The sequence below is a fragment of the Pseudomonas sp. BJP69 genome (assembly GCF_007633355.1).
Lineage (GTDB): Bacteria > Pseudomonadota > Gammaproteobacteria > Pseudomonadales > Pseudomonadaceae > Aquipseudomonas > Aquipseudomonas juntendi.
Window position 1 is genome coordinate 1,491,461 of record NZ_CP041933.1, and the last position, 15,937, is coordinate 1,507,397.

15 protein-coding genes are annotated in these 15,937 nt (G+C 64.0%); 9 read left to right on the forward strand and 6 right to left on the reverse strand.

All coding sequences use genetic code 11. The features are described 5' to 3' along the window. Nucleotides 1–529: 529 nt before the first annotated feature. Nucleotides 530–1,069: a molybdenum cofactor biosynthesis protein B gene (gene moaB / locus FPB55_RS06925; protein WP_009681692.1), complete on the forward strand. Its 540-nt coding sequence runs from the start codon at nucleotides 530–532 to the stop codon at nucleotides 1,067–1,069. Nucleotides 1,070–1,513: 444 nt separating this feature from the next. Here moaB and FPB55_RS06930 read toward each other — a convergent pair whose 3' ends face one another. Together FPB55_RS06930 and moaA are read right to left on the reverse strand one after the other, a co-directional pair. Further along, on the reverse strand, nucleotides 1,514–2,413 hold the full coding sequence (locus tag FPB55_RS06930; RefSeq protein WP_144187865.1) for a bestrophin family protein: 900 nt from the start codon (nucleotides 2,411–2,413) through the stop codon (nucleotides 1,514–1,516). Between the two features lie 20 nt (nucleotides 2,414–2,433). After that, on the reverse strand, nucleotides 2,434–3,438 hold the full coding sequence (moaA, locus tag FPB55_RS06935) for a GTP 3',8-cyclase MoaA (RefSeq protein ID WP_009686815.1): 1,005 nt from the start codon (nucleotides 3,436–3,438) through the stop codon (nucleotides 2,434–2,436). A 236-nt stretch (nucleotides 3,439–3,674) separates the two neighbouring features. Here moaA and FPB55_RS06940 point away from each other — a divergent pair, with 236 nt between their 5' ends. Then, a complete protein-coding gene (locus tag FPB55_RS06940) occupies nucleotides 3,675–6,005 on the forward strand; it encodes an FdhF/YdeP family oxidoreductase (protein ID WP_144187867.1) in 2,331 nt (776 codons plus the stop codon). Between the two features lie 370 nt (nucleotides 6,006–6,375). Here FPB55_RS06940 and FPB55_RS06945 read toward each other — a convergent pair whose 3' ends face one another. Next, a complete protein-coding gene (locus FPB55_RS06945) occupies nucleotides 6,376–6,837 on the reverse strand; it encodes an Lrp/AsnC family transcriptional regulator (RefSeq protein WP_009686813.1) in 462 nt (153 codons plus the stop codon). A 92-nt stretch (nucleotides 6,838–6,929) separates the two neighbouring features. Here FPB55_RS06945 and FPB55_RS06950 point away from each other — a divergent pair, with 92 nt between their 5' ends. Then, nucleotides 6,930–8,111 (forward strand): aminotransferase class I/II-fold pyridoxal phosphate-dependent enzyme, encoded by a 1,182-nt coding sequence (locus FPB55_RS06950; RefSeq protein WP_125855104.1) that lies wholly within the window; start codon nucleotides 6,930–6,932, stop codon nucleotides 8,109–8,111. Nucleotides 8,112–8,237: 126 nt separating this feature from the next. Here the strand turns inward: FPB55_RS06950 and FPB55_RS06955 are convergent, their stop codons facing one another. Then, complete coding sequence (locus FPB55_RS06955) at nucleotides 8,238–8,474, reverse strand: YdcH family protein (RefSeq protein ID WP_029886178.1); 237 nt, start codon at nucleotides 8,472–8,474, stop codon at nucleotides 8,238–8,240. Nucleotides 8,475–8,726: 252 nt separating this feature from the next. On the opposite strand from FPB55_RS06955, the gene FPB55_RS06960 reads away from it, so the two are divergent. From FPB55_RS06960 to FPB55_RS06975, 4 genes are all read left to right on the forward strand, one after another. Continuing rightward, nucleotides 8,727–10,364: a phosphoethanolamine--lipid A transferase gene (locus FPB55_RS06960; protein WP_054881638.1), complete on the forward strand. Its 1,638-nt coding sequence runs from the start codon at nucleotides 8,727–8,729 to the stop codon at nucleotides 10,362–10,364. A gap of 112 nt (nucleotides 10,365–10,476) precedes the next feature. Beyond that, nucleotides 10,477–11,610 (forward strand): ribonuclease D, encoded by a 1,134-nt coding sequence (rnd, locus tag FPB55_RS06965; RefSeq protein ID WP_054881637.1) that lies wholly within the window; start codon nucleotides 10,477–10,479, stop codon nucleotides 11,608–11,610. Continuing rightward, on the forward strand, nucleotides 11,607–11,900 hold the full coding sequence (locus FPB55_RS06970; protein WP_009686808.1) for a YcgL domain-containing protein: 294 nt from the start codon (nucleotides 11,607–11,609) through the stop codon (nucleotides 11,898–11,900). The genes rnd and FPB55_RS06970 overlap by 4 nt, the downstream gene beginning before the upstream one ends. 2 nt (nucleotides 11,901–11,902) lie before the next feature. Next, on the forward strand, nucleotides 11,903–12,835 hold the full coding sequence (locus FPB55_RS06975) for a D-2-hydroxyacid dehydrogenase (protein ID WP_144187869.1): 933 nt from the start codon (nucleotides 11,903–11,905) through the stop codon (nucleotides 12,833–12,835). 68 nt (nucleotides 12,836–12,903) lie between these two features. Here FPB55_RS06975 and FPB55_RS06980 read toward each other — a convergent pair whose 3' ends face one another. Then, a complete protein-coding gene (locus tag FPB55_RS06980) occupies nucleotides 12,904–13,497 on the reverse strand; it encodes a nitroreductase family protein (RefSeq protein ID WP_009686805.1) in 594 nt (197 codons plus the stop codon). A 143-nt stretch (nucleotides 13,498–13,640) separates the two neighbouring features. On the opposite strand from FPB55_RS06980, the gene FPB55_RS06985 reads away from it, so the two are divergent. Beyond that, nucleotides 13,641–14,090 (forward strand): YcgN family cysteine cluster protein, encoded by a 450-nt coding sequence (locus FPB55_RS06985; RefSeq protein ID WP_009686804.1) that lies wholly within the window; start codon nucleotides 13,641–13,643, stop codon nucleotides 14,088–14,090. A 40-nt stretch (nucleotides 14,091–14,130) separates the two neighbouring features. Beyond that, entirely contained in the window at nucleotides 14,131–15,339 is a 1,209-nt protein-coding gene (locus tag FPB55_RS06990; RefSeq protein WP_054881635.1) for a hypothetical protein, read from the forward strand. A gap of 120 nt (nucleotides 15,340–15,459) precedes the next feature. Here the strand turns inward: FPB55_RS06990 and FPB55_RS06995 are convergent, their stop codons facing one another. Beyond that, entirely contained in the window at nucleotides 15,460–15,798 is a 339-nt protein-coding gene (locus tag FPB55_RS06995) for a YgaP-like transmembrane domain (RefSeq protein WP_144187871.1), read from the reverse strand. Nucleotides 15,799–15,937 lie beyond the last annotated feature (139 nt).

Consider the following 15,937-nt stretch of genomic DNA (forward strand, 5'->3'; position numbering starts at 1 on the left):
CAGCTTCCGCTGGGATCGCGTCAGGGCTGACAGGTGTTTGTCACAAGAAATGCAGGGCCGGTGAGATCGAGCGCCGCCCGCGCGGCGCATCGCGAGCTGCGCTCGCTCCTACGTTTGTTTCGGGCCAGTAACCCCTGTGCCAGGTGCGCGCGACCGCCTGGTTCATACGGCGCGACATTGAGGCATGCGCCAAAGGGTTCGCGCGCAAATCCCACAGGCATAATTGGCCCGAAACAAACGTAGGAGCGAGCGCAGCTCGCGATGCTGTTTCATACGGCGCGACATTGAGGCATGCGCCAAAGGGTTCGCGCGCGAATCCCCCAGGCATAATTGGCCCGAAACAAACGTAGGAGCGAGCGCAGCTCGCGATGCGCCGCGCGGGCGGCGCTCGGTCTCACAGGCGCTGAAGATGCTGAGGCTACCTCCAGGCAGCGATAGAGCCTGTCGATGGAACGGTTCGCCATATCGATTGGACGCCCTCGGAGCATCCCCTTAGCGTGGCGACAAGGCCATTCAAGGAGTTCCTGTTGTGCGCGTCCAACCCGATGCGGTCTTCGTACCGCTGAACATCGCCGTGCTGACTGTCAGCGACACCCGTTCCTATGACAACGACACCTCTGGGCAGCTGCTGGCCAGCCGTTCGGTAGAGGTCGGCCACCGCCTGGTGGCACGGGCGCTGCTCAAGGACGACCTGTACAAGATCCGCGCCCAGGTGGCCACCTGGATTGCCGATGACCAGGTGCAGGTGGTGCTGATCACCGGCGGTACCGGTTTTACCGGCCGCGACAGCACGCCAGAGGCGGTCGGGTGCCTGCTGGACAAACATGTCGATGGCTTTGGCGAGCTGTTCCGCGCGTTGTCGATTCTGGATATCGGCAGCTCGACCGTGCAGAGCCGGGCGCTGGCCGGGCTGGCCAACCGCACGCTGGTGTGCTGCCTGCCGGGGTCTACCGGGGCTTGCCGTACTGCGTGGGAGGGGATCCTGGCCGAGCAGCTGGATGCCCGGCACCGGCCGTGCAACTTCGTCAAGCACCTGCTGCCCATCGAGGCCTGTGCAAGCCGGGGCTGATCGTTCGCCTGTACCGGCCCTATCGCCGGCAAGCCGGCTCCCACAGGTATTGCACAGGTTCTGAAATCTGTGTGGTCCCTGTGGGAGATTCTATGGTTCCTGGCAAGGGTAGCCGGAGCATCTTCAGCGCCTGTGAGATCGAGCGCCGCCCGCGCGGCGCAATCGCGAGCTGCGCTCGCTCCTACGTTTGTTTCGGGCCAGTAACGCCTGTGACAGGCGCGCGCGGCCGCCTTGTTTGTACGGCGCGATATTGAGGCATGCACCAAGGCGTTCGCGCGCAAATCCCACAGGAATAATTGGCCCGAAACAAACGTAGGAGCGAGCGCAGCTCGCGATTGCGCCGCGCGGGCGGCGCTCGCTCTAACAGGCGCTGCCATACCTTGTGGCAAACACCTGTCAGCCCTAAGGCGATCCCTGTGGGCTGGCTTGCCGGCGATAGGGCCCTTAGCTCAACACATGCCCCATCGGCAACAACGCCGGCGGCAACTGCTGGTCCCCCAACCCCGCGAGTACATCCCTCTCCACCGTCCGCACCATGGCATCGGTAGGCAGGTCATTCTCATCCCGCCCGAACGGGTCTTCCAGTTCGTTGCCAATCGCATCCAGCCCGAAGAACGTGTACCCCACGATGGTGGTGAACAGCGGCGCCAGCCAGCCCAGCGGCTCGGCCAGGGCAAACGGCAACAACAGGCAGAAGATGTAGATGGTGCGGTGCAACAACAGTGTGTAGGGAAACGGCAGTGGCGTGCCCTTGATCCGCTCGCAGGTGGCCTGCACCTCGGTCAGCCCCACCAGCCGCTGCTCCAGCAGGCTGTAACGCCAGTCACTGATCTGTTGTCGCTCGGCCAGCCGCGAGCATTGGCTGCCCACCTCACGCAGGATGCTGTCGCACACGTTGTGCGGGTTGAGCGCCTCGGGCCGGGGCAACCATGGGCGGGCGGCAGCCAGGTCGTCTTCGTTGCGCAACCGCGCATTCAGCGCATGGGCAAACCCGCACAGGCTGCGCAGCAGCTCACGGCGTAGTGCTTCATCGCCGATCACCACGCTCTCACGCACGAACGAGCGGGTTTCGATGATCAGCTTGCCCCAGGCCTTGCGCCCTTCCCACCAACGGTCATAGCAGGCGTTGTTGCGAAAGCTCATGAAGATCGACAGCGACAGGCCCAGCAAGGTGAATGGGGTAGCGCTGACCGGGTAGAAAAACGCCGGGTAATGGCGCTCGACCAGCACGATCAGTGCCGCCAGCAGGGTGACCATCAGGCAGCGCAGGGCAATGCGCTTGATGATCGAACCCTTGAGGGTGAACAACACGCGCAACACATCGGGTGCGGGGTGGACGATCATGGCAATCCAGAGGCAGCTGCTCAGCCGCCGGTCATGTTCATGAAACGCAGGATCTGCACGTCGCCACCGACTTCGAAGTGATGGCGGTAGGGCTTCAGGTGCAGCGAATCGCGGATCGCCTTTTCCAGGCGGTCGGGGTCGCCCGGGTGGGCCCGCAGCACGTGCTTGAGGTCTACCGAATGCTCGTTGCCCAGGCACAGCAGCAAGCGGCCCTCGACGGTCAGGCGCACGCGGTTGCAGGTGGCGCAGAAGTTGTGGCTGTGCGGCGAAATGAAGCCGACCCGGGTGTTGGCCGCTTCGGCCAGGCGCCAGTAACGGGCCGGCCCCTGCGACGTTTCGGTGGACTCGACCAGGGTGAACTGTTCAGCCAGCAGCGCCCGTACTTCATCGCTGGAGCAGAACGACTCGCCACGTTCATGCTCGCTGATCACCCCCAGGGGCATTTCTTCGATGAAGGTGATGTCCAGCTCGCGGTCGATGGCAAAGCGCACCAGGTCGACCAGTTCATGGTCGTTGCGGCCCTTGAGCACCACGCAGTTGAGCTTGGTGCGCTTGAAACCGGCCTGCCGGGCTGCGTCGATGCCGGCAATGACCTGGTGCAGGTCGCCGGTACGGGTCAGTTGCTTGAAGCGGTCGGCGTCCAGGCTGTCGAGGCTGATGTTCAGGCGTGTAACGCCCGCGTCGAACAGCGGCTGGGCCAGGCGGCCAAGCTGCGAGCCGTTGCTGGTCAGGCACAGTTCGCGCAGGCCGGGCAGGGCGGCGATGCGCCCGCACAAGTCGACGATGCCCTGGCGCACCAGGGGTTCGCCGCCGGTCAGGCGGATTTTGCGGGTGCCGAGGGCGACGAAGCGCTCGGCCACCTGGAACAGTTCCTCCAGGCTGAGAATCTGTTGGCGCGGCAGGAACTGCATGTCTTCGGCCATGCAGTACACGCAACGGAAGTCGCAGCGGTCGGTGACCGACATCCGCAGGTAGTCGATTTTCCGGTTGAAGCCGTCGATCAGGGCCCGGCTGTTCTGTTCCACGTTCGCGCTCGCGTCTGGGAAGGGGGGCATTTCTGTCCAAGCTATAACCTGGGCGCAGGGCCGTCAAATTGCTTTGTCCGACTGCATGATCGACGGTCTCTATCATGCGGCCTGGCAGCGCGTCGCCTGCCTGCCGTGATCGAAAGCGCTTATCACGCCGTAAGATCTTTCGATTGGACGCCCCGCCCCACGCTCCATAGGCTGAAACAAAGCACCGAAGCGTGAGGATTCACCGCATGAGCCAGGACGAACACATCAGGGACTACAAAGGCGCCGCCGCCGGCTGGGGGGCGCTGAAAAGCGTGACCAAGAGCTGGCTGGGCAGTGACAACGCCTTCAAGAACCTGCGGGCCATGCTCAAGACCAACCAGAACGGCGGCTTCGATTGCCCTGGCTGTGCCTGGGGCGAGTCGCCGGAAAGCGACATGGTCAAGTTCTGCGAAAACGGCGCCAAGGCGGTCAACTGGGAAGCCACCGGCCGCTCGGTGGACCCGGCCTTCTTTGCCAAGTACAGCGTCAGCGCGTTGAAGCAGCAGACCGACTACTGGCTTGAGTACCAAGGCCGCCTGACGCACCCGATGCGCTATGACGCAGCCACCGACCATTACGTGGAAACCACCTGGGCAGAAGCGTTCGAGCTGGTTGCCCGGCACCTGCGCGCACTGCAATCGCCGGACGAAGCCGAGTTCTACACCTCGGGCCGGGCCAGCAATGAAGCGGCGTTTCTCTACCAGCTGTTCGTGCGTGCCTATGGCACCAACAATTTCCCGGACTGCTCCAACATGTGCCACGAAGCCAGCGGCTCGGGCATGTCGGAAACCCTGGGGGTGGGCAAAGGCACCGTGGTGTTTCACGACCTGGAACTGGCCGATGCCATTTTCGTGATTGGCCAGAACCCTGGCACCAACCACCCGCGCATGCTCGAACCGCTGCGTGAAGCGGTCAAGCGCGGTGCCCAGGTGGTGTGCTTCAACCCGCTCAAAGAGCGTGGCCTGGAGCGTTTCCAGCACCCGCAGCACCCGTTCGAAATGCTCAGCAATGGCTCCGAGCCGACTTCCAGCGCGTACTTCCGCCCAGCCTTGGGGGGCGACATGGCGGCCATGCGCGGTATTGCCAAGTTCCTGTTGCAGTGGGAACGCGAGGCCCAGGCCAAGGGCGAACCGCCGGTGTTCGACCACGCCTTCATCGCCGAGCACACCAGCGGTATCGATGGCTACCTGGCGGCGGTCGACGCCACGGCGTGGGAACACATCGTTGAGCAGTCTGGCCTGACCTTGGCCGAGATCGAACTGGCCGCGCGTATGTACCGCAAGGCCGAGCGGGTCATCATGTGCTGGGCCATGGGCGTGACGCAGCACCGCCATTCGGTGGCCACCGTGCAGGAAATCGTCAACCTGCAGCTTCTGCGCGGCAACGTCGGCAAGCCCGGCGCTGGCCTGTCGCCGGTGCGCGGCCACAGCAACGTGCAGGGCGACCGCACCATGGGCATCGACGAGAAGCCCCGGGCAGCACTGCTCGACGCCCTGGAAAAACGCTTCCGCTTCCGTGTGCCGCGTGCCCACGGGCACAATGCGGTGCTGGCGATCAAGGCCATGGAGGAGGGGCGGGCCAAGGTGTTCGTCGCCCTGGGCGGCAACTTTGCCCAAGCCACCCCGGATACACCGCGTACCCACGCCGCGCTGCAGAAGTGTGCGCTGACCGTGCAGATTTCCACCAAGCTCAACCGCTCGCACCTGGTCACCGGCCGCGACGCGCTGATCCTGCCATGCCTGGGCCGTACCGAAATCGACCTGCAGGCCGCAGGGCCCCAGGGCGTGACCGTGGAAGACACCTTCAGCATGGTGCACCTCTCCCATGGCCAGTTGCGCCCGCGCTCGCCGCACATGCGTTCGGAGCCATGGATCATCGCCGGCATGGCCAAGGCCACGCTGGGCAATCAGCCGATCGACTGGACCTATGCAGTGGCCGACTACAACCGCATCCGCGACATGATTGCCGACGTCATCCCTGGCTTCGCGCGTTTCAATGAGCGCTTGAACAGCCCCGGCGGGTTCCACCTGGGTAACCACGCTGCCGAGCGCAACTTCCGCACGGCCACCGGCAAGGCGCGCTTCATGCCCCACACGCTGCCCGAGGGATTGGTCAACGCCAAGGTGCTGGCCCGCGGGGACAAGCCCGACCTGATCTTGCAGACCCTGCGTTCGCACGACCAGTACAACACCACCCTGTATGGCCTGGACGACCGCTACCGTGGGGTGTTCGGCCTGCGCGAAGTGGTGTTCGTCAACGAGGCCGACATCCGCCGCCTGGGCTTCGAACCGGGCGAGCACGTGGACCTGGTGTCGCTGTGGGAGGATGGTGTGGAGCGGCGGGTGTCGGGGTTCCGCCTGGTGGCGTATGACGTGCCGCAAGGGCAGGCGGCGGCTTACTACCCCGAGACCAACCCGCTGGTGCCGCTGGAGAGTTATGGCGAGGGGACGTACACCCCGACCTCGAAGTTTGTGGCGATCAAGCTGGAGAAGGCCAAGGCCGGGAACCGGATTGCGGCGGTGCTGGCCTCGGATTGACGGGCGGCTGCAAGGGCCCTGTCGCGGGCGGGGGTAGGCGCAGGATCTTCAGCGCCTGTGAGATCGAGCGCCGCCCGCGCGGCGCATCGCGAGCTTTGCTCGCTCCTACGTTTGTTTCGGGCCAGTAACCCATGTGCCAGGTGCGCGCGACCGCCTTGTTTGTCCGGCACAATATTGAGGCATGCGCCAAAGCGTTCGCGCGCCAATCCCCCAGGCATAATTGGCCCGAAACAAACGTAGGAGCGAGCAAAGCTCGCGATGCGCCGCGCGGGCGGCGCTCGATCTCCCAGGCGCTGCATATCGCCTGGCAACCACCTGTCAGCCCTGATGCAATCCCTGTGCGCCTTACCGGCAATATGCCCCACAGCCATCAGCCACGGTTCACCGGGAAAGCCGTGGTGTACTTCATCTGCTCCATGGCAAAACTGGAGGTAATGTTCGACAACCCCTCGGTGCTGGTAATCAGCTTTTTGTAAAACCGGTCATACGCCGCAATATCCCCCACCACCACCCGCAACATGTAGTCCCAGTCGCCAGACATGCGGTAGCACTCCATCACCTCCTCGAACCCGGTCACGGTCGCGGCAAACTGCGCCAGCCAGGCGCTGTCGTGGCGCTGGGTCTTGAGCTGGACGAACACCGTCAGCCCCAGCCCTAGCCGTTCAGGGGCCAGCAGGGCGACACGGCCGAGTATGTAGCCTTCTTCTTCCAGGCGCTTGACCCGCTTCCAGCACGGGGTGGTGGACAGATTGACGGCTTCGGCCAGGTCCTTGAGCGACATCGAGGCATCGCGCTGAAGCAGGGTAAGAATGTGCTGGTCGAAGCTGTCCATATCGCGTGCTGGCCGTGCCGGAAAATATTTCACAGGTTACCCCAAGGCCAGGCGATTTGGCTTGTGCCATAGTGGCAGCTTTCATTCTGCCGATGGGCCTGACCATGTCCGACAAGCCGCGCAATTTCGCCACCCGTGCCATTCACGCTGGCGAGCAGTTCAGTGTTGCCGACAATGCCATTTTCCCGGCCATCGTCACCGCCAGCTCGTTCACCAAACGCAGCCTCGACGACAAGCCGGAGTACTCCTACAGCCGCGTGGGCAACCCCACCCGGCATGCCTACGAAACCTGCGTAGCCGCGCTGGAAGAGGGCGTGGGTGCCGTGGCCTGCGCCTCGGGGGTGAATGCCACCGCCACGGTCCTGGAGCTGCTGCCCAAGGATGCCCACGTGGTCGTGATGAACGGCGTGTACGGGGGCACCTTCCGTATCCTGGAAGACTACCGCAGCCGTACTTCAGGCCTGACCACCACCTATGTCGACCTCAACGACCTGGGCGCGGTGGCCGCGGCGATCAAGCCCGAAACCCAGTTGATCTGGATCGAGTCGCCGACCAACCCGTTGTTGCACCTGGTCGACATCAAGGCGGTGTGCGACCTGGCGCGGGCCAAGGGCATCCTCACCTGCATCGACAACACCTTCTGCTCGCCGTGGAACCAGCGCCCGATCAACCTGGGGGTGGACCTGGTGATGCACTCGGCCAGCAAATACATTGGCGGCCACTCCGACCTGACTGGCGGGGTGGTGGTCGCGGCCAATGACGCGCTGCTGGCGCGCCTGCGCCGCATCAGCATGGCCATCGGCGCGGTGCAGGGGCCGTTCGACTGCTACCTGGCCCTGCGTGGCCTGAAGACCCTGGATGTGCGCATGGAGCGCCAGTGCGCCAATGCCCTGCAGGTGGCGCGCTTTCTGGAAAACCACGCGCAGGTGGAGCAGGTGTATTACCCCGGGCTGGAAAGCCACCCGCAGCATGAACTGTGCAAGCGCCAGATGCGCAGTGGCGGCGCGGTGGTGGCGATGAAGGTCAAGGGCGACCGCCCCGCGCTCAACCGCCTGGTCGAGGCGCTGCAGATCTTTGTATTGGCCGACTCGCTGGGCGGGGTGGAGAGCATGATCAACCACTCGTGGAGCATGTCCCACTGCTCGCTGAGCCCGGAGCAGAAGGGCGTGATGGGCATCAGCGAGAACCTGCTGCGGCTGTCGGTGGGGATCGAGGATTACCGCGACCTGATCGAAGACCTGGATGGGGCGTTGAAAGCGCTGGTTGCTGTGTGAGGGCTTGCGGCCCTATCGCCGGCAAGCCGGCTCCCACAGGTGCATCACAGGTTCGCAGCACTGTGGGACCCCTGTGGGAGCCGGCTTGCCGGCGATAGGGCCGGTGAATTCAAAGAAAATGCTCGGTCAGGATTTGGGCGGATGAATGATCCGTTCGATCTTGTCCTTGATCAGCAACCGCTCCTTGCGCAGGCGGTTGACGGCGTCGTCGTTGGTGCCGTTGCCTTCGGCGGCCACCACCTCCTTGTCCTTGGCGTTGTATTCCTTGTGCAGTGCATGCAGCGCCTGGTCGTTGTCCATCAGTGCCTGGAACTTCTCAGCGGTAATGTGCAGGTCAGCGAGCAGATCATGCGGAACTGGCATTTCTTCACCTCTGTCAGGTTTGTCGATTGGGTCCTGACCACTGAGGATAGCCGTCTTTGCGCAAGCCGTTCACGGGCTGCAGGCTGAACGGCAGCTGAAGAAAACCGCATTAACGGGCAAAAGCCTCGCCATCACTAAATTGTTACCGACTTTTTCACAAAAAATTGATGGTGCGCTTTCTAGAGTTCGCCCAACTTTCCCACAGTGCCGTCGGGCCGTGGGGTTGATAACCACTCTTGATTGCGAACACTGATGCTCAATTTCAAATCCCTGCGGACTGAATGGGTCACGCTGCTGGCCAGCCTGTACCTGCTGATCGGCTTCAACATGTTCCTTTGGGAGCATCTGCAAGCGGTCGTGCCCCCCGGCCTGTCGGGGTTGTGGCTGATTCTGGCGTTCGCCGTGCTGATGCTGTTCGCGTTCAACCTGGTACTCACTTTATTTGCCTTCCGTTATGTGTTGAAGCCGTTACTTGTGGTCTTGTTCATCAGTGGCGCCGGCGTGGCTTACTTCATGAACCAGTACGGCGTACTTATTGATGCGGGCATGTTCCGCAACATGGCCGAAACCAATGTGGCGGAAGTGCGCGACCTGATGTCGTTCAAGTTTGCCGCTTACATCCTGCTGCTGGGGGTGTTGCCTTCGGTGCTGGTGTGCAAGGCGCAGATCGCCTACCGCCGCTGGCAGCGCGAACTGCTTGGCAAGCTGCTGGTGAGTGGTGCCTGCGTGGTGGCGCTGGGTTCGGTGGCGCTGGTCAACTACCAAGGGCTGTCGTCGCTGCTTCGCAACCACCACGAACTGCGCCTGATGCTGACCCCAAGCAATATCGTGGGCGCCTCCATTGGTTATGTCGGCGAACGGGTTGGTACCGCAGCGCGGCCGTTCCAGCCTTACGGCCAAGATGCCAAGCGTGATGTGGCCTGGCAGAAACATGAGCGCAAATCGCTGACCGTGCTGGTGGTCGGGGAAAGTGCCCGGGCAGACCACTTCGGTGTCTTGGGCTATGGCCGCGATACCACGCCGAACCTGGCCAAGGAACAGGGCCTGCTGGCGTTCTCCGACGTGCATTCGTGCGGCACGGAAACGGCGGTTTCGGTACCGTGCATGTTCTCTGGCATGCAGCGCAAGGACTACGACGCCAGTGTCGCCAAGAACCGCGAAGGGCTGCTGGACATCCTCCAGCGTGCCGGCCTTGCCGTGCAGTGGCGGGACAACCAGTCGGGTTGCAAGGGCACTTGCGATCGCGTGCAGTTCATCGATGTCAGCAACCTCAAGGACCCGCAACTGTGCGCCGGCGGTGAATGCCATGACCAGATCCTGTTGCAAGGCCTGGATGCGCTGATCGACAACCTCGACAAGGACACCGTGCTGGTGCTGCACCAGATGGGCAGCCATGGCCCCGAGTACTTCAAGCGCTACCCCGAAGGCGGCGAGCGTTTCAGCCCGGTGTGCCAGAGCAACGCCCTGAACCAGTGCAGCGAACAGCAAATCATCAACGGCTACGACAACACCCTGGCCTACACCGACAAGGTCCTGGCCTCGTTGATCGACACCCTGCGCAGCAAGCAGGACAAGGTGGACACGGCGATGATCTACCTGTCCGACCATGGCGAGTCGCTGGGTGAGTACAACCTGTTCCTGCACGGCACACCGTACGCCATCGCCCCCGAGCAGCAGAAGCACGTTCCGCTGCTGACCTGGTTCTCCGACAGCTACAAGGAGGACTTCGGCCTCGATACCGACTGCCTGGCCAAGCTCAGCGACGCCCCGCTGTCGCAAGACAACCTGTTCCACTCGATGCTTGGCCTGCTGCAGGTACACACCGAGGTCTACCAACGGTCGCTGGACATGTTCGCCAGTTGCCGCCCGTGGCTGACGGCCAAGCGCTGACGCCTACACCCTGCGTGCAAACGCACCATTGATCGATATCAAGGATGGCCCGGGTTTCACCAGCAGTGCCCGCGCCGTATATACTGCGCGCCAATGTTAGTGGGAGAGCCTTGTGGCCATCGAAATTCACTGGATATGTGACGACCAGAGCCTGGCTGAACACTGCCGCGACTGGCAGCAACTGCCGTTTGTCGCCGTCGATACCGAGTTCATGCGGGTCGACACCTTTTACCCGAAGGCCGGGCTGATCCAGATTGGCGACGGCCAACGGGCCTTCCTGATCGACCCGCTGCTGATCGGCAACTGGCAACCCCTGGCCGAGCTGCTGGAAAACAGCGGTGTGGTCAAGGTGCTGCATGCCTGCAGCGAAGACCTCGAAGTGCTGTTGCGCCTGACCGGCAAGTTGCCACAACCGCTGTTCGACACCCAGCTGGCCGCCGGTTACCTGAACCTTGGCTTTTCCATGGGCTACTCGCGCCTGGTGCAGGAAGTGCTGGGCATCGACCTGCCCAAGGGCGAAACCCGCTCCGACTGGCTGCAGCGCCCGCTGTCGGACACCCAGGTCAGCTACGCGGCCGAAGATGCCGTGCACCTGGCCGAGCTGTACAATGTGCTGCGCCCGCGCCTTAGCGACGACAAATACGCCTGGGTGCTGGAGGATGGCGCCGAGCTGGTCGCCGCCTTGCGTCGCGAAGTCGAGCCAGCCACCTTGTACCGCGACGTCAAGCTGGCCTGGAAGCTGGCGCCCCAGCAGTTGGCCGTGCTGCGTGAGCTGTGCGCCTGGCGCGAGCGTACTGCCCGCAGCCGCGATGTACCCCGCAACCGCGTGCTCAAGGAACACTCGCTGTGGCCCATCGCCAAGAACCAGCCGAGCAACCTGTCGGCACTGGCCAAGGTCGAAGAGATGCACCCGCGCACCATTCGTCAGGACGGTGAGTTTCTTATCCAGCTGATCAAGCGCGCCGCCAGCCTGCCTGCCGAGCAGTGGCCAGCGCCCTTGCCCGAACCGCTGCCGATCGAAGCCAGCGGCATCCTCAAGCAGCTGCGCGCCATCGGCCAGGCCGAAGGCGAGCGCCTGGGCATTGCCCCTGAGCTGATGCTGCGTAAAAAAGCCCTGGAGGCACTGCTCAAGAGCGGTTACCCCAATGGCCCTTATCAATTGCCCGATTCGCTGCGCGGCTGGCGCCGTGAGCGCATGGGCCAGGCCCTGCTGGACAGCCTTGCAGGCGCCGGAGAGACCCGATGAAACGCATTTGCTCCATCTACAAGAGCCCCCGCAAGAACGAAATGTACCTGTACGTGCTCAAGGCTGACGGCCTTGAGCGCGTGCCAGAAGGCCTGCTGCCGTTCTTCGGCACCCCCGTGCATGCCTTCGACCTGGTGCTCAGCCCGGAACGCAAGCTGGCCCGCGAAGACATCACCAAGGTGTTGGAGAACCTCGACAACCAGGGCTACCACCTGCAGATGCCACCGCCGGATGACGAGTACATCGAGCACCTGCCCGAAGAGCTGCTGCGCCGCAACGACCCGGCCTGAACATGCGCGTACTGATTGCCGAGCATGACCATGCCCGCTACGCCGCGCTTTTGCGCGCAGCCGCGCCTGAACTGGAAATCCTGACCAGTGGCGACTCGGCCGAACTGGCCCGCCAGGCGCCGCGTTGCCCGGTGTGGCTGGGCCAGCCCGACCTGCTGGCGAGCTTGCTGCGCCAGGGCCACCAACCGCGCTGGCTGCAGTCGACCTGGGCCGGCATCACACCGTTGCTGGCCGACGGCTTGCCGCGTGACTATCGCCTGACCCGAGCGGTGGGCATTTTCGGCCAGGTAATGGCCGAGTACATGCTCACCTACATGCTTGGCCATGAGCGCGAGGTGCTGTCGCGCCTGGTCAGCCAGGTCGAGCGGCGCTGGGACGACCGCCCGGGGCGCACGCTGGAAGGGCGCAGGGTGCTGATCGTGGGCACCGGCGACATCGGCCAGCGCGTGGCCGAGTTCCTGCAGCCGTTTGGCGTGGTGCTGTACGGCGTTGCCAGCAACGCCCGCGAGCAGGCACCGTTCGTTGAAGTGGCGGCGCTGGCCGACCTGCCGCGCATGGTTGGCCAGGTCGACTACGTGCTCAACCTGCTGCCGGATACCCCGGCTACCCACGACCTGTACAACGCCGCACTGTTCAAGTGCTTCCAGCCCACGGCGCTGTTCATCAATGCCGGGCGGGGTGCGGCGGTGGTCGATGCCGACCTGGTAGCGGCGTTGAAGGAGGGGCATCTGGCCGGGGCGGTGATCGATGTGTGCCGCCAGGAGCCATTGCCCAGGCAGCACCCGTTCTGGACGGCCTGGGGCTTGTTGTTGACCGGGCACAGCTCGGCGCCCACCTCGCCGGCGGCGATGGTGCGGTTGTTTGTCGAGAATATGCGGGCGTATGAAGCCGGGCAGGGGTTGCGCGGTGAAGTGGACTTCGCCAGGGGCTATTGACTGCTTTGGCCTGTGCCGGCCTGTTCGCGGGTGAACCCGCGAACAGGCCAGTACTGCCAACCCAAAACTTACAGGCTGAAATCCCCCTCAGCCGCCAGCTCGCTCAGCGGCTTGCGCGGGCTGGGCACTTCACGCGCCTGCAGCGCTTCGTCCAGGCTGGCCTTGTCGCCGAGCTTGCCGATCGCCACCATGGCATGCAGCTCGTAGCCTTCAGGGATCTTCAGCTCCTGACGCGCCAGCGCCTGGTCGAAACCGGCCATGCCGTGGGTATGCCAACCACTGATGCTGGCCTGCAGGGCCAGGTGGCCCCAGGCGGAGCCGGTGTCGAAGGTGTGCCACAGTGCCGGTTTTTCTTCGGTGGCACCCGGGGCGGCGAAGGTGGTCTTGGACATCACCAGCACCAGCGCCGACGCCTGTTGCGCCCAGCTACGGTTGAACGGTACCAGCAGGCTCAGGTAGCGCTCCCAGTTCGGGGTGTCACGGCGGGCATACAGGAAGCGCCAAGGCTGCGAGTTGTACGCCGACGGTGCCCAGCGGGCAGCTTCGAGGAAACTCAGCAGGGTCTCTTCGCTGATCGGTTCGGCGGTGAAGGCGCGGGGCGACCAGCGGTTGATGAACTGCTCGTTGATGGCGTAATCGGCAACGCGGGGGTTGGCGCTCATGGCGGCTCCTGCAAACGGACGGAAAACGCGCACGCTACTGCTTCGCGTAGCGACTGACAAGCGGCCTGGCTTTGCTCAAGGCCAGGCTCTAGACTGGCGCCGCTGCGCGCCGCGACCACAAGATGAATGCAGGTAACCGTGTAATGATCGCTGACAACGCGCCGTTCTGGCGGCGCAAGACCCTCGAACAACTCAATGCTCAGGAGTGGGAGTCGCTGTGCGACGGGTGCGGCCTGTGCTGCCTGCAGAAGCTCGAGGACGAGGACGACAACAGCGTCTATTACACCCGTATCGCGTGCAAGCTGCTGGACCTGCAAACCTGCCAGTGCAGCGACTACCCCAACCGCTTCGCCCAGGTGCCGGATTGCATCCAGCTCACCCCGGGCAAGGCCGACCAGTTCACCTGGCTGCCCAGTACCTGTGGTTACCGCTTGGTCAGCGAGGGCAAGGACTTGCCCGCCTGGCACCACCTGGTCTGTGGCGACCGCCAACAGGTCCATGAACAGCGCATTTCCCAGGCGGGGCGTATGCTCAGGGAGCAGGATGTGCACGAAGACGACTGGGAAGACCACCTGATTTTCCGCGCCAGCTGAGCAGCGCGGCCCGCTGCCACGGGGAACAAGGAGTTTCTGTATGCGTTGCCAGCTGTTGTTGCTGTTGGGCCTGATGGCCAGTGCGCCCGCCTGGGCGAAAAAAGTCAATCTCGATTACGAAGTGCGCCTGTTGCCTGCCAGCGGCCAGGCAGAAGTTCGCCTGACCCTGGCGGACGGCAGCGCGGTGCGCAGCCTTGACTTCGACCTGGGCAAGGCCGGGGCCTACAGCGGCTTCCAGGCCGATGGCCAATGGCAACTGAACGGTCAGCGGGGGGTATGGCAGCCTGCTGCCGGCAAGACCAGCCTCAGCTACCGGGTGCTCCTGGACCAGAAGCTTGCCAGTGGCGCATTTTCGTCGCGTATCACCCCGCACTGGGCGTTGTTCCTGGGCGACCAGCTGGTGCCGCCAGCGCGCCTCGACCAGCAGGATGGAACAGAGCTGGTAGCGCGCCTGGCCTTCGACCTGCCAGCGGGCTGGAAGAGCATCGAAACGCCCTGGCCGCGCGTCGGCCAGGACAAGTTCCGCATCGACAATGTATCGCGCCTGTTCGACCGCCCTACTGGCTGGATGCTCGCCGGTGACCTGGGCAGCCGCCGCGCCCGTCTGGGCGATACCGACGTGACCGTGGCCGCGCCGGTGGGGCAGGGCATGCGGCGTATGGACAGCCTGACCTTGCTCACCTTCGTCTGGCCGCAACTGCAGGCAGTGTTCCCGCGCAACCCGCCGAAGCTGTTGCTGGTGGGCGCGCGTGACGGGATGTGGCGTGGGGCGATGGCGGCGCAGGGGTCGGTGTACCTGCACAGTGGCAGGCCGATGGTCAGCGAGAACGGCAGCAGCCCGTTATTGCGTGAGGTGGTGCAGTTGTTTGCCCAGATCCGCGCCCGTGATGGCAATGACTGGTTGGTGGAAAGCCTGACCGATTACTACGCCGGCGAGTTGCTGCGCCGCTCTGGCGGGGTGAGCGACGACCGCTACCAGGCCTGGCAGGCGCGCCTGAGCAAGCAGGGCGCGAAGGTGACCCGGCTGCGTGGCGAACAGGCCACCCCGGCGCAGGTCGCCCGTGGGGTGATGCTGCTGCAGGCGCTGGACAAGGAAATCCGCATCCATACCCAGGCCAAGCGTTCGCTGGATGATGTGGCGCGCGGGCTGATGCGCTTGCCGAGCGTAAGTACCGAAGAGTTCGTGCAGATAAGCGAGAATGTGCTGGGGCGGCGGTCTGAGGTGTTGCAGAGCAAGGCGTTGCGCTAGAAATTCTTCTTGCCTGTGCCGGCCTTTTCGCGGGCTTGCCCGCTCCTGCAAGTTAAGGCATGCGCAACACCTGTGGGAGCGGGCAAGCCCGCGAAGAGGCCGGCACAGGCAATGCATCAATCAACCGCCAGCCAACGGATCCTTCCCGGTCACCGTCACCCCGCGCGTCGCCGCCTCGGCGCTGGCCTTCAACGCCTCCAGGTCCGCCGCGCTACGCTCGATATCCGAGCGCAAGCGCTGATACTCCTGCCGGTGCCGCTGCCACCAGGCCTTGGTGGCGCAGTGCCCGCTGACCCCACGCGCCACGGCCAGGCCGCCCACCGCCATCTGCAGCAAGCCAACCAGGCCGCCACGGCGCAGCCCTTTGCTGAACATCAGCGCCCCACCGGCCAGTGAGCTGGCACGTTCCAGGCCATGAACATTGTGCTGCGATGACGCAGCGTAATGGCTATCGAGCATGGCAAACCCTCCTTGTGGAATGTAAGCAGCTGACCTGCACGGCAACGCCAGCGTTCAGTTGCATCGCCCGGCGGCGAGCCCAGGGTGGGGTTGAAACGGTGAAAAGCAGCTGGCTGTGTCGTATATGGCGAATACCTTG

Coding starts and splice junctions, on each gene's coding strand:
- FPB55_RS06930 (WP_144187865.1), bottom strand. CDS start 2,413: ATGATCGTCCACCCCGCACCCGATGTGTTGCGCGTGTTGTTCACCCTC.
- FPB55_RS06940 (WP_144187867.1), top strand. CDS start 3,675: ATGAGCCAGGACGAACACATCAGGGACTACAAAGGCGCCGCCGCCGGC.
- FPB55_RS06945 (WP_009686813.1), bottom strand. CDS start 6,837: ATGGACAGCTTCGACCAGCACATTCTTACCCTGCTTCAGCGCGATGCC.
- FPB55_RS06950 (WP_125855104.1), top strand. CDS start 6,930: ATGGGCCTGACCATGTCCGACAAGCCGCGCAATTTCGCCACCCGTGCC.
- FPB55_RS06955 (WP_029886178.1), bottom strand. CDS start 8,474: ATGCCAGTTCCGCATGATCTGCTCGCTGACCTGCACATTACCGCTGAG.
- FPB55_RS06960 (WP_054881638.1), top strand. CDS start 8,727: ATGCTCAATTTCAAATCCCTGCGGACTGAATGGGTCACGCTGCTGGCC.
- FPB55_RS06970 (WP_009686808.1), top strand. CDS start 11,607: ATGAAACGCATTTGCTCCATCTACAAGAGCCCCCGCAAGAACGAAATG.
- FPB55_RS06975 (WP_144187869.1), top strand. CDS start 11,903: ATGCGCGTACTGATTGCCGAGCATGACCATGCCCGCTACGCCGCGCTT.
- FPB55_RS06980 (WP_009686805.1), bottom strand. CDS start 13,497: ATGAGCGCCAACCCCCGCGTTGCCGATTACGCCATCAACGAGCAGTTC.
- FPB55_RS06985 (WP_009686804.1), top strand. CDS start 13,641: ATGATCGCTGACAACGCGCCGTTCTGGCGGCGCAAGACCCTCGAACAA.
- FPB55_RS06990 (WP_054881635.1), top strand. CDS start 14,131: ATGCGTTGCCAGCTGTTGTTGCTGTTGGGCCTGATGGCCAGTGCGCCC.
- FPB55_RS06995 (WP_144187871.1), bottom strand. CDS start 15,798: ATGCTCGATAGCCATTACGCTGCGTCATCGCAGCACAATGTTCATGGC.